The sequence below is a fragment of the Paenibacillus sp. genome, from assembly GCF_031177825.1.
GTDB lineage: Bacteria > Bacillota > Bacilli > Paenibacillales > YIM-B00363 > Paenibacillus_AE.
In genome coordinates, this window is record NZ_JAPSKE010000003.1 from 283,952 (window position 1) to 297,484 (window position 13,533).

Genomic DNA, 13,533 nt, shown 5'->3' on the forward strand with positions numbered 1-13,533 from the left:
ACAAGCGGGAGGGACGCATGATGGAGAAGAAACGGACGATTTATTATTTTTCGCATACGCATTGGGACCGCGAATGGTATGAACCGTTCCAGGGCTTTCGCTATCGACTCGTCGACATGTTAAACGAAGCGATCGAAACGCTAGAAGCCGAAGACGACTTCCGCGTCTTCCATCTGGACGGGCAAACGATTCTTTTGGAGGATTACATCGAGATCGAACCGGACAAGCGGGAACGGCTCGCCAAGCTGATCCGGGACGGCCGCCTCGTCGTCGGACCGTGGTACGTCATGCCGGACGAATTGTTACTGTCGGGCGAAAGTTTGATCCGCAATCTGATGGTCGGGCATCGGCTGGCGGAGCGGTGGGGAGGCCGGCCGTGGAAATACGGGTACGTGTGCGACGTGTTCGGCCACATCGCCCAGATGCCGCAGCTGTTCAACGGCTTCGGCATCCGGTACGCGGCGCTCGGCCGGGGCACGAACGAACACGACTGCCCCGCCCATTTCCGCTGGGCGGCTCCGGACGGCAGCGAATGCATTACGTACAAGCTGCAGGACCGGGACGGGTACGGCTCGTTTTGGGTGAAGCTGTCCGGCTGGCCTCAGGTCGACGTGCCGAACCATCCGGAAGAACTCGATCGGCGCATCCGGGAGGCGATCGACGAAGAGTTCGGCCGCTCCGATATCCCGATCGGCGTCGCGATGGACGGCATCGACCATGAGCCGATCCATCCGGAGTCAGTCCAATATATGCAGCGGATCGAGGAGCTTTATCCGGACGCGGAGGTGCGCCACGTCAACCTCGAGGAGATGGGACGGCAGCTCGAGCCGTACCGGGATCGAATGCCCGTCAAATGCGGGGAAATTTACGAGCCGGGCAAAAACGAGGGCGGATACATCCACGTCATCCCCCATGTGCTGTCCAGTCGGTATCCGTTGAAGCGGGAAAACGATATCTGCCAGACCCTGCTCGAGAAATGGACGGAGCCGCTGTCGGTATACCTCGAATCGCATGGGCGCCGGGTGCAGCCGGAGTACGTGGAAAAAGCCTATCGCTATTTGCTCCAGAATCACGCCCACGACTCGATCGGGGGCTGCTCGATCGATCAGGTGCACAAAGACATGACGTATCGCTTCGATCAGGCGAAGCTGCTCGGACGGCTCGTCGTCGACGAATGGAAGCGGTTCGAGCGCGAGCGGCGCGGTACGGCGCCAAATTCTTCGACGAGAGCGTTGCTGCTTTGGAACCCGCTTCCGTTCCCGCGCAAGGAAGTCGTCACGGTCGACGTGGACTTCCCCCTCGATTACCCGCAGCGCTTCCAGGAGCCGTTCGGGTACGAGCTTAAGAACAGCTTCATCCTCGTCGACCGGTTCGGGAACGAGCTGCCGTACGGCATCGTCCGGATCGACCGGAATCGGCTGCAGCGGCGGCATCGACAAGCTTGCGATTTCGTCGATCTGTATACGATTTCATTCGAAGCCGACATGCCCGCAATGGGCGGAGTCGAATACAAGATCGTTCCGCGCAAGGGGGCGACGCGGTACTTGAACGCCCTGTCCAAGCACGAGCGCGAGACGGAGAACGACTTCGTCCGCCTCGCGGTCCGGGAGAACGGGACGATCGCGCTGACGGACAAGGCGACCGGCGTCGTCTACGATCGGCTGCTCGACTATCTCGACGACGGAGAAATCGGCGACGGGTGGTACCACGTCAATCCAGCGGAGGATCGGGTCGTCTCGAGCGCAGGCACGCCCTGCGCGATCGAGAAGGTCGAGGACGGGCCGGTCCGTACGACGTTCCGGGTGTGCCGGCGCATGCGCGTGCCGCGGGCGATCGACGAGCGCAAGCGCGGCATCCGACGGGCCGACGACGAGGTCGAGCTCGTCATCGACACGTATGTCAGTCTGTCGAAAGGGGCGCGGCACGTCGACGTCCGGACGGTCGTCGACAACGCCGCCGCCGATCACCGCCTGCGGCTCAAGCTGCCGACAGGCATTCGCTCTTCTTCGTATTTCGTCAATCAACCGTTCGCGTTCGTCGAGCGGAAGCGGGGGTTCGATCTCGCCACGGAAAACTGGAAGGAGCGCGACGCGCTCGAGAAGCAGATGGGCGGCATCGTCGGCGTTCGCGCGGCCGACGGGTCCGGATTCGCGTTCGTCTCGGCGTACGGGCTGCACGAGTGCGCCGCGCCGGAGGACGAGGAAGGGGCGCTGTTCGTCACGCTGTTCCGCTCGTTCGGCAGAACGGTCATGACGAACGGCGAGGCGGGCGGACAGCTGCTCGGCAAGCTCGACTTTCGTTACCGGCTCGTCCCGCTTCGTCCGGAGGATGACTATGCCGACTTGATCCGCTTGCAGGAATCGCTGCAAGCGGGCACGGAACACGTTGTGTACGGCGTGGACGAGTCGTATACGCCGGCGGAACCCGAGAGCTTGTTCGTCCTCGACGGGAAGCATCTGTGCATGAGCGTGCTGAAGCGTCCGGCCGACGGCCGGACCGGCGACGCGATCGTGCGGCTGTACAATATGTCGGATCGACCGGCGACCGGCACGCTGCGGAGCCTTCGCGCGATTCGCCGCGCCGAAGCGGTCGACTTGAACGAAGAGCCGCTGCATCCGGCGCCGCACGGGGAACGCGAGGCGGCCCTAGAGCTGCCGGCCTGGAAGACGATGACGCTGCGTTTCGCATTTTGAACAAAGAGAACCGGGTCCCGCTGGGACCTGGTTTTCTACGTTCTTCCTATACTGTCTGGCGGCGCCAGCTGCGGTCCGGGAAGCGACGCGCGTTTCCGTCGGAAGAGCGCAAGACGCGCGATCCGAAATTTGCCGCAGCGCCGAATAGGTGAAACCTATAGCGACGATAGGATTCATATTCTTCACAAATAAGCGGAAGTATGTTACAACCGAACTATATATATTTCAAATAGAAACGAGGAATCGTAATCATGGCTGAGACGAAGAAAATTGCGGTCATCGCCGGCGACGGCATCGGCCCGGAGGTCGTTGCGGAAGCGATCAAAGTCATTCGCAAGACGGAAGAAGTATTCGGTTACAAGTTCGAATTCGAGCACGGCTTGTTCGGCGGCGTCGCCATCGACGAGCGCGGCACGCCGCTCCCGGACGACACGCTGCAGCTGTGCAAGAACGCCGACGCGGTGCTGCTCGGCGCCGTCGGCGGTCCAAAGTGGGACAACAATCCGAAGGAACTGCGTCCGGAGACGGGGCTGCTCGGCATTCGCAAGGCGCTCGGCTTGTTCTCGAACCTGCGCCCGGCGTTCGTGTTCGATTGCCTGATCGAAGCGTCGACGATTAAGGAGGAAGTGCTTCGCGGCACCGACCTCATCGTCGTGCGCGAGCTGACGGGCGGCATCTACTTCGGCGAGAAGTTCCGCCGCGAAGGTCCGAACGGCCAAGAAGCGGTCGACACTTGCGTCTACAGCGTGCCGGAAGTCGAGCGCATCGCGCGTCAAGCGTTCGAGATCGCGATGAAGCGCGGCAAGAAGCTTGCCTCCGTCGACAAGGCGAACGTCCTCGAGTCGTCCCGCCTGTGGCGCGAGACGGTCATCCGCATCGCTGCGGACTACCCGGAAGTCGAGCTCGAGCACGTGCTCGTCGACAACTGCGCGATGCAGCTGCTTCGCCGTCCGACGAGCTTCGACGTCATCGTGACCGAGAACATGTTCGGCGACATTCTGTCCGACGAAGCGGCGATGCTGACGGGTTCGATCGGCATGCTGTCCTCGGCGTCGATGGGCGAAGGCAGCTTCGGCTTGTACGAGCCGGTGCACGGCTCCGCGCCGGACATCGCCGGCCAAGGCATCGCGAACCCGATCGCGACGATTCTTTCCGTGGCGCTCATGTTCCGCCTGACGTTCGGCTACGAGGACGCGGCGAGCGCGATCGAAGCCGCCGTGAAATCGGTGCTCGACGCGGGACACCGCACGGGCGACATCGCCGTCGACAAGTCGAAGGCGATCGGCACGGTCGCGATGGGCGATCTTATCGCCGCCGCGATCGCGAAGTAAGGCATACTCGCAAGAACGGAACCGATTGGGCCGCCGCGCCCGGTCGGTTTTTTTGCGTTCGCATGGGGCGGAAGGGGGAGCTTTTCGGAGCCAGAAGGAGGATTAGGCCGCTCATTGGCGAACAAGTCGGATCATGATTATCATCATTCTAATTTAATAATCGCTATACATTGACTTCAATTTCCGCCGGTGATAAGATAATTTTTGTGAGTTTAGACAAGCTCGGCTAAATAAAATCATCGGTAGGAGGAATCCCCATGGCAGAACGTTTGGTAGGCAAGAAGGCGCCGGATTTTACAATGGAGACGGCCCTCGGCAACGGCAAAGAGTTCGGCAAAGTTTCCTTGTCCGACTATAAGGGCAAGTGGCTCGTATTTTTCTTCTATCCGCTCGACTTCACGTTCGTATGCCCGACGGAAATTACGGCTCTTAGCGACGCGGCTGCGGAGTTCAGAGACTACGATTGCGAAATCCTCGGCGCGAGCACGGACAGCAAGCATTCCCACCGCGCATGGATCAACACGCCGCGCGACCAGAACGGTCTCGGCGAGCTGAGCTACCCGCTGGCGTCCGACATTCATAAGTCGGTTGCAGAAGCGTATGGCGTCCTGAACGAAGAAGAAGGCATCGCGCTTCGCGGCCTGTTCATCATCGATCCGGAAGGCGTCGTGAAGTACCAAGTCGTTACGGACGACAATGTCGGCCGCAGCGTAGAAGAGACGCTTCGCATCCTTCAAGCGCTCCAATCCGGCGGATTGTGCGCAGCGAACTGGAAGCCGGGTCAGAAGCACCTTACGGCACAATAAGAAGCAACGTTCGAATCCCGAACTCCGACGGCATCATCGCTGTCGGAGTTTATTGCGTTTGGCGGCGCATCGCGAGGAACGTCATCGCGAATCAGAACTGCAGCCCCGTTCATGGCGATCCATGAGCGGGGCTTTGCGTATATATCAGGAGAATATAAGCATAAGAATCACATAGCCTGACCTTTTTATTAATTCTTTATGATATACTCACTGGAAAGAAGATTCTTCCATATTTGTGGTTCCCGGTGATCATGGGTCGAGAGGGGAAGATACATGCGTATATCTCCGATATATCAGGAAGCGCCGCATCATCTCAGGCGGATCGATGAAGACTTTCACATCAGCCTGACCCAAAACGAAGTGATCCGAACACCGCTTCATCACCATGAATTTGTCGAGCTGGCTTTCGTGACGGATGGGGACGGCGTCGAAACCGTCAACGGAATCAGCCATCGCTTACGCCAAGGGACCGCCACCTTTCTTCTCCCGCATCATATCCACCAAATTCACTCCACGTCAATCGCGCCGATTCGCAAATATTGCTGCATGTTCAATCTCGATCTGTTTTCCCGTGCCGCGGAGGACGCCGAGCTGTTCGCCATGCTGCTGCAGGTCGGCACGACGATTTCTTCCTGGGCGGATATCGGCCCCGAACAAATCAACCGTATACGAATGCTGTTCGAACATATGAAGGAAGAGCTTCAAGGTCCCGCAGCCATCGGTCAGCCGCTGTTGATTCGGGCGAAGCTGACGGAAGCGCTGCTGCTGTTTATGAGAGCGGCTTGCGGGGACGGGAGACAGATTCAAGAACGGATCTCTGCCGCTGATCGCAATGACAGATTGATCCAGACGACGTTCTGGACCATTCTCGGATACATCCGCGTTCATTACCATGAACCGTTCACCCTGCGGCAGCTGGCGGAGCGATTTCACATGAGCGCTTCCCACCTTAGCCGTTCGTTTAAACGGCATTTAGGATACAGCTTTATGGATTATGTTCATTTGCTTCGAACGAATAACGCCGCGAGCCTGCTCTCCGCTACGACAATGTCCGTTACCGATATTGCAGTCTCCGTCGGCTTCGATTCGCTCCGCACCTTTTCCCGTGTATTTCGGGAGATCTATGGACAGACGCCAAGCGAATATCGCAAAGCGTCACATATAAAGCCTGTGGAGGGAGTGAAATGAATGAGGGAGCGGTTTCGGTTCCTGCGTCATTGGACCTTTAAGCGAAAACTGATGCTATTCTCCCTGTTTATTAGCACGGTACCGGTAATCATGCTGGGGATTGTCTCGGCATACCTCTCCGGGAAAAGCATTCAGGAGGAAACCGACCGTAACCACCAGATCATTCTACGGCAGGTTCAGCGCCAAATCGATAACATATTAGTCGGTTTGGATACGTTATCTCTGCAGCTGGCCAATGACCCGGCCATCGCTAGATCGATGGAGCGGGGCATCTCCATGGAAAAGCTGGAAACGCTGGAGGCCACGCTCGAGATGCTGGAAAGCGTTCGCCTCTACCGCAGCTACAACGGGTCGATTTCGAACCTGTCTCTGATTTATGAGAAATACGGCCAGGTTTATTCAAGTCAACACGGCGTGCTGAAGCTGTCCGATTTTCCTTATGCGGAACTGCTCAAGACCGAAATGGTTAACACCGCCGGATCATTCATCATTCCTCCGAATACCTATGCCGGGCAAAATGAATATCTGATCATGCGTCCGGTTAGCTCCGACACGAGCGTCCGGCCGATCGGACGAGTGGTCCTTCATATCAAGCTTTCGCTCATCTACGAGGCTTTCCATTCGGCAAATTTGGGTGCCGGTCGCGAGCTTGTGGCCATTGACGGCGAAGGAAGGATCGCGATCAGCTCTAACCTGGAAGAGATCGGCACACAGCTGCCGCAGGCAAGCGATCTGTATCATTACTGGAAAAATCCGGGAACAACGATTTACCGCCTGAACGGGGAGGAGCATCATCTTTCCTTGCAGCAATCGTCGTACAACCATTGGGCTTATATAGCTGTAACGCCGCTGAAGGAAACAACGGCCAAATCGGATCAAATTCGACTTTTGACCGGGTTGATCGTCTGCTGCATCATCCTTCTGTGGATGCTGATTGCTTTGCTCGGATCAAGAAAGCTGTACCGTCCGATTCACATGCTGTTTGCCCGGCTTTCGGTCGGAGACCGCGGGAAAGGGGACTTGAAGCTCCTCGGCGATTATATAGATAACATGGTTCACAACAACACCCGTTTGGAGGATCGGTGGAACGAGCAGCTGCCGAATCTGAAAGACAATGCGCTGCTGAAGCTGCTTAGAGGCGACATGAGCGAGCGGGAATACGATGCTATAGCGGATCCGTATTCGATATCATTGCAGGGAAACTGTTATTATGTGTGCGTTTTGAAAATCGACGACCCGATCGTTTATCGACGGAGCTTTCAGGCCAAAGACCGGACGTTGGTTACCTACGCGTTCTCCAGATTAGTCGAGGAAATTAGCAGGGAAATGGAGAGCTGCGAGGCCGTCATTCCTGTGCCCGGTCAGGTTGTCATCCTCTTCGGCGCCTATGGGGAGGACGGGGATCCGCGCGAAAGAATGGTCGAGCTATGCGATATGATTCGTTGTAAAGTGAGCGGGCATTTCAACGTTTCGATCACGGCGGCCGTTAGCGAAGGGATTCCTTCCATAACCGACATTCCCCATGCTTATGAGCAGGCGCTCCAGCTGCTTCGCAATCGGCCTTTACTCGGGCATGGCATCACGCTCACTTCGGAAAGCGTTGAGCATCCGGCGTCCATCCACGAATATACCCAGTCGTTTATCCAAAGCCAGAAGGCCATCGTAGCCAGCATTACGAACAATCAAGCCGAGCTAGCCGGCGAGTATTTCGTAAAAATGACGGATGAGGCTTCACGCTATTTTGTCACCTCCGAAAGCATGATCGGCATGCTTGTGTTCTTGCTAGGGGATATCGAAGAGGCCATCCGCCGCAAAGGCTATGACCTTAACGCCTGGTTGGATGACGACCTGTACCGGTCGCTTTACGCGGCCCGGGATCTCCATGAGGCGAAAGACTGGTTCGTGGGCCGTCTGTTTCCTGTCATTCATCAACGCCTTCGTCAGACGGCTACCGGGGAATCAAGCGATGCAGACAAGCGGCATATGCTGATCGAGCAGGTCATCGCCTATATTCACGAGCATTTCGAAAAGGATTTGTCGCTTCAGCAGATTGCCGATCATTTCGGCTGTTCGTCGTTTCAATTAAGCCGATTATTTAAGGAATATAAGCAAATCAACTTTGTGGAATATTTGATTCGTTATCGAATGGAAAAAGCGAAGGAGTGGCTGGTTCATACCGATCAATCGATTAAAGAAATTACGGAGCGGCTGCGTTATACGACGACGCAAAATTTCTCGCGCGTATTTAAACAAATTACCGGTATGCCTCCCGGTAATTACCGGAGCATGCACCGCAACAGCTGAATCGAACCGGAAAGATCCCCTCTCCAATATCAATTTGGCGGGGGGATCTTTGTTAGCGGGATTTATAGTGGTTATGCGCATCGATGATCATGGATTCGCCGCCTTAGCCGCGTAATATAAGGCAACCTTTCGGATGGCGCGGGCGGTTTCTTCCGCATCTTGCTCGGTGAAAAATTCCGAGACCTGCAGCCTGACGGCCGTCTCCAAAATGTTCTCCGCCTCCGGACAATCTCCCGGTTTGTACTCGATATCGGACAAATCGAAAGGAAAGCGGCTTCCCAGGTAAGCTTCTTTCTTCAGAAACATCGGCTGCAGGTACATCGCCCGCGGAATATAGCCCGCCTGGTTTGGAATGCCTTCGGCGGCCAACGCTTTCGAGAACTCGTCGCGCGAGACGCCGAGCACCGATTCATCTACCCTAAACATGTAGAACCAGAAAGAAGAGCGGGCGCCGTCCGTTACGCGATGCGGAATCATGCCGGGGAGATCGCGAATGCCGGCGCTGATGCTCTCGCCATACCGGCCACGCTGCTCGCAAACCCATTTCAGCCTCTTTAGCTGGGCGATCCCGACAGCGCCTTGGAGCTCGGTCATCCGATAATTCGGCGCGAGTCCGTGCAGGTCCTTCACGACGACGTCCGTGCCGAACCGCCGGAAATTTTTGTCCGCGAACGCATGGGTACGCAAATACAACTCCTCGTCCCCGGAATTGACGGTCACCATGCCGCCATCGCCGGTGGAGATATGCTTGAAGTCGTTGGTGCTGAAGCAGCCGAAGTCGCCGATCGTCCCGGCCAACCGCCCCTTATAGTAGGTTAGATAGGATTGCGCGCAGTCCTCGATCACCTTCAGGCCGTGCCATCGGGCGATGTCCATGATCGGGTCCATATCGCAAGGATTGCCGGCTAGATGAACGACGACGATCGCCTTGGTCCTTGAAGTGATTTTGGATTCGATCGAAGCGGGCGACATATTATAGGTATCTGCTTCCAGATCGGCGAATACCGGGATTGCATTCTGATACAAAATGCCGATTAAGGTCCCTTGATCGGTAATCGGCGAGGTGATGACTTCATCCCCGACGCTGATACCCGCTGCGCCCAGCGCCGTATGAATGGCAGCCGTGCCGGAGGAGACGGCGACGCTGTAGGTCACGCAGTAGATCTCATTGAAATCCTGAAGGAATTGCTTCACCTTCCGGCCGTGGTGATAAAAGAGGGTATTTTGCTCCAAGGCCTCGGATAGTTCTTTTAATTCTTCTTCTCCGAACCTTTTTCCCGTGCCATAGGGAGTTGTTTTGGTTTTGTCGCCGCCCATGAGCGCAAGCTTCCCCTGTTCCATATCGCATCACTCCTTTAACCATCTACGTTCATCATATCTATCGATGGAACAAAGATCTCGCCATCCGTTGAAGCAATGCAGTCAAAAATTGACCTGTTCCTGCGTTATATTTATGTTATTAAACATGTCGGATATGTTCGAACTACCGGTGTATGAGTATCAATTTTTGCGTACATGTATCATTCCTGTAATGTATTAAGTGTTATTATTGATAACATATATTGCAAAAATAGAGCCTTTCGATTTGTTGGAATCCGCTTTATTGTTGGGGGAAAGGAGGAGACAGCCTCATGCTGAAGCCGGCCGTAAGCCCAACTGTACAGCCTAACCGATGGATTCGGATCCGTAAGAAGGTATGGAAGAGCAGATACATGTATTTGTTTGTGCTGCCGGGGCTATTGTACTTTCTGATCTATAAATATCTCCCCCTGCTCGGCTCCGTCATCGCCTTCAAAGACTACAGTGTATTTCGGGGGTTTCAGAACAGTCCTTGGGTGGGTTTGAAGCATTTCGAGCGAATATTCGATAATCCGGAAGTCGTTCAAGTGCTGGTAAATACGCTTGTGTTATCGTTTCTGCAAATCGCGTTCGCGTTTCCTGCCCCGATTCTGCTCGCCTTAATGCTGAACGAAGTACGCTTGGAATGGGTAAAGCGAATCATTCAATCGGTTGTTTACCTTCCTCATTTCCTCTCGTGGGTCGTTGTTGTCGGCGTCGTTACGATTTTTCTGCGCGGGGAAGGCTTGGTCAATAATCTACTAGGTTTATGGTTCGGGATCGAATCCATCCCGTTTCTGCAAATGCCGGGATTGTTTAAGCCGCTGCTCGTGCTTGAGGTGATATGGAAAGAAACCGGCTGGAGCACGATTATCTTTCTCGCCGCGCTTGCCGGCGTTAATCCTGAACTGTATGAAGCGGCGGTGGCGGACGGAGCCGGGAGGCTTCGCAGAATTTGGCATATTACCCTGCCGGCCATTCGCAGCACGGTCGTGATCCTGTTGATTCTGCGGCTTGGGAGCGTATTGGACAACGGCTTCGAGCAGGTATTTCTGATGCTGAATCCCTATGTGATGGATGTCGGCAATGTTTTGGATACATACGTCTACTATAAGGGGATTGAGCAGTCGGATTTCAGCTTCGCCACCGCCGTTGGATTGTTTAAGTCGGTCGTGGGCCTGATTCTTGTCATCGCCGCCAATCGGCTGGCGAAGAAGTTCGGGGAAGACGGCATTTATTAAAAGGAGGAGGGAACACCGTGCTGTACCGATCTACGTCGGACCGTTTATTGGATACTGTAAACATCGTATTGCTTATATGGATTGCGGGGATGATGTTCTTTCCGTTTCTGTATATTTTCTCCGTATCCTTTTCGTCGATGAGGGATTATTTGGAACATGACTTTTTGCTCTGGCCGAAAACGTGGGTGACGGATGCCTACCAATATATCCTAGGAAACAACCGATTTATCCGCTCCGTCTTCGTTTCCTTGTTTATTACGGCAGCAGGAACTTTATTGAATCTGTTGTTCACGACAACGATGGCGTACGGGCTGTCGCGTCCTTTCTTCGGCCAGAGAACGATGATTTTCATGGTGCTGTTCACCTTTTTATTTTCCCCCGGCATTATTCCAACGTATTTGATCGTAAAAGAAACTGGGCTGATCGACTCGCTCTGGTCATTGATCATTCCGGTGCTGGTCAGTCCGTGGAACATGATTGTCATGCGGCAATTCTTCCGCAACCTTCCCGAGGAGTTGACGGAAGCGGCGACGATGGACGGCGCGAATCCGATAACGGTCTTCACCCGCGTCATCCTGCCGTTGTCCAAGCCAGCGCTGGCGACATTCGGTTTGTTCTATGCCGTCGCGCACTGGAATTCCTACTTCAGCGGCCTGCTCTATATTAACAATCCGTCGAATTGGCCGATCCAAGTGCTGCTGCGACAAATCGTCATTGTGAACGATAATACGGCACTGCTGGAACAGCAGGGTTTCGTAGAGGCGCCGCCGGCCGAAACGATCCAGATGGCGGCAATCCTGCTAGCTACCGTTCCGATTCTTGTCGTGTATCCTTTCCTGCAGAAGCATTTCGCAAAGGGGGTGATGCTGGGATCGGTGAAAGGATAAGAACATCAAAATTAAGGGAGGTTCCGATTTCAATGTTTTTGCGAAAATCTTCCGTCATACGTTATCTCATCCTGATCAGCGCCATAGCCGTACCGATCGCCGGCTGCACCTCTAACCATGGGAGCAGCGAACCGCCGGCACCCTCGTCTTCTTCCACTCCGACTACGACGACGCCGTCACCGTCGGATCAGCCGTCAGCGGAAAGGATGCACGACATCAGCTTTATGAGCTATTCCTACGTCAGGTTTCCGGAGCCGGAAAGCCCGGGCGTGCAGGCGATTCGAGATCAGTTTGCAGCGAACATCCAATCCCAGTTTATCCTCGCCTCGGACTTTAATACGAAGCTGTCGGTTGTCATGGCTTCCGGCGATATGCCGGATGTCGTACATATCCAGAGCGCCGACGCCAATTACATCAAATGGGCGAGGGAAGGCGCCTTCCTGCCGCTTGACGATTACATCCAGCAATACGAAACCTTCAAGCTTGTGCCGGATGCCGTATGGAACCAGTTTCGCGTAGACGGAAAAATTTACAGCATACCGATGTATTCCCCGACGTACATGCAAAGTATTACGATTCGCCAAGACTGGCTCGATCGTCTTGGCTTGAGGGTGCCGACCAGCTATCAAGAGCTGCTGGAGGCAGCCATCGCCTTCACCCATAACGATCCGGACGGGAACGGCAAGAACGATACGTACGGCTTTGCCATGGCGGAGAAAAATTCGCCCGAATTTTCGGCCGGCGCTTACTGGTCCAGCGGTTGGTACCATAAAGATCAAGACGGCAACTATATTCCGGGGACGGTCGGACCGGGACGCAGGGAAGTCGTAGAGACCCTCTCCAAGGCTTATTCCGAAGGGGCGGTGACGAAGGATTTTGCCGTGCTGAATTGGGCGCAGGCCAACCAAGAATTCTATTCCGGGAAAGCGGGCATCTTCATCGGCATTCCGAACGGCATGGAGGAAAGCTACTATATGGGCTTACTTGAGGTAAATCCTGACGCCGTGGTCACGTCGATCCCTTATTTCGTCGCCCCGGACGGCTCGCAAGGCTCGCTGCTGAACCAAGGCTACTTCGGCTTGACGACCTTGTCCTCCAAGCTGGCGGACGATCCTGCAAAGGTGAAGAAGATCTTGACCATTCTGGATTATGGCCGTACTTTCTTCGATCCGAAGGACAGAACGCCCGACAACGAACATTTTGACTGGCTGATGGGCGGGGAAGGGAACGGATACGACATGACGGACGGCAGGGCGGTCGTCCGGGAAGGCGCGGAGAGCATTGCGCCCGTCGGCTACATGTTCGCGCGGGAGGAATGGAGGCCGTGGGCTCCGAACAATGAAGCGAACCAGTATTCCAAGATGGTGTACAAGGATCCGCGCATGCAGGAGTTTATCAGCAAGATCGAAGCGATGGAAGTAGATCATAATAAAACGCCGTACGCTGATCCGAGCAGGGGTATTTATTCCGAGACCTGGGCGCAACATGGGTTAGAGCTTACCAATTACCTCAACGGAGAAATTACGAAGATGATTTCCGGCCACCGCCCCGTATCGGAATGGGATCAGATGGTTCAGGAATGGAAGGACCGCGGAGGAGCGGACTACATTAAAGAAATTAATGAAGGGATTAAAGCGAAACAATGACCGGGTGGGAAGGGATGAAGCGGATAGCACTCTCCGCTTCATCCCTCTTTTTCGGCCGGGGTACTGTGAGAGGCCCATGCAATTACGCATGGGCCTACT

The 13,533-nt window shown here is 55.2% G+C and carries 9 protein-coding genes; 8 read left to right on the forward strand and 1 reads right to left on the reverse strand.

All coding sequences use genetic code 11. From position 1 onward, the window contains the following. The first annotated feature begins 20 nt into the window (after positions 1-20). The 5 genes from RIN49_RS05415 (at position 21) to RIN49_RS05435 (ending at position 8,322) form a co-directional block, all read left to right on the forward strand. On the forward strand, positions 21-2,693 hold the full coding sequence (locus RIN49_RS05415) for a glycoside hydrolase family 38 N-terminal domain-containing protein (protein ID WP_309119140.1): 2,673 nt from the start codon (positions 21-23) through the stop codon (positions 2,691-2,693). Between the two features lie 251 nt (positions 2,694-2,944). Further along, the gene (gene leuB, locus RIN49_RS05420; protein WP_309119141.1) at positions 2,945-4,024 is read left to right on the forward strand and encodes a 3-isopropylmalate dehydrogenase; all 1,080 of its coding nucleotides are present in this window, start codon (positions 2,945-2,947) and stop codon (positions 4,022-4,024) included. A gap of 257 nt (positions 4,025-4,281) precedes the next feature. Next, complete coding sequence (locus tag RIN49_RS05425; RefSeq protein WP_138195017.1) at positions 4,282-4,830, forward strand: peroxiredoxin; 549 nt, start codon at positions 4,282-4,284, stop codon at positions 4,828-4,830. A 273-nt stretch (positions 4,831-5,103) separates the two neighbouring features. Continuing rightward, positions 5,104-6,018, forward strand: coding sequence for an AraC family transcriptional regulator (locus RIN49_RS05430; protein WP_309119142.1), 915 nt, complete (start codon positions 5,104-5,106; stop codon positions 6,016-6,018). Next, positions 6,019-8,322, forward strand: a complete 2,304-nt coding sequence (locus RIN49_RS05435) for a helix-turn-helix domain-containing protein (protein ID WP_309119143.1) — start codon at positions 6,019-6,021, stop codon at positions 8,320-8,322. 87 nt (positions 8,323-8,409) lie between these two features. Here the strand turns inward: RIN49_RS05435 and RIN49_RS05440 are convergent, their stop codons facing one another. Next, the gene (locus RIN49_RS05440; protein WP_309119144.1) at positions 8,410-9,663 is read right to left on the reverse strand and encodes a DegT/DnrJ/EryC1/StrS family aminotransferase; all 1,254 of its coding nucleotides are present in this window, start codon (positions 9,661-9,663) and stop codon (positions 8,410-8,412) included. A gap of 290 nt (positions 9,664-9,953) precedes the next feature. Here RIN49_RS05440 and RIN49_RS05445 point away from each other — a divergent pair, with 290 nt between their 5' ends. From RIN49_RS05445 to RIN49_RS05455, 3 genes are read left to right on the forward strand one after another with little or no spacing between them, the layout of a single operon-like run. Then, the gene (locus tag RIN49_RS05445; protein WP_309119145.1) at positions 9,954-10,901 is read left to right on the forward strand and encodes an ABC transporter permease; all 948 of its coding nucleotides are present in this window, start codon (positions 9,954-9,956) and stop codon (positions 10,899-10,901) included. A 17-nt stretch (positions 10,902-10,918) separates the two neighbouring features. Beyond that, complete coding sequence (locus tag RIN49_RS05450) at positions 10,919-11,788, forward strand: carbohydrate ABC transporter permease (protein WP_309119146.1); 870 nt, start codon at positions 10,919-10,921, stop codon at positions 11,786-11,788. A gap of 32 nt (positions 11,789-11,820) precedes the next feature. Next, entirely contained in the window at positions 11,821-13,434 is a 1,614-nt protein-coding gene (locus RIN49_RS05455; RefSeq protein WP_309119147.1) for an extracellular solute-binding protein, read from the forward strand. The last annotated feature ends 99 nt before the right edge of the window (positions 13,435-13,533 follow it).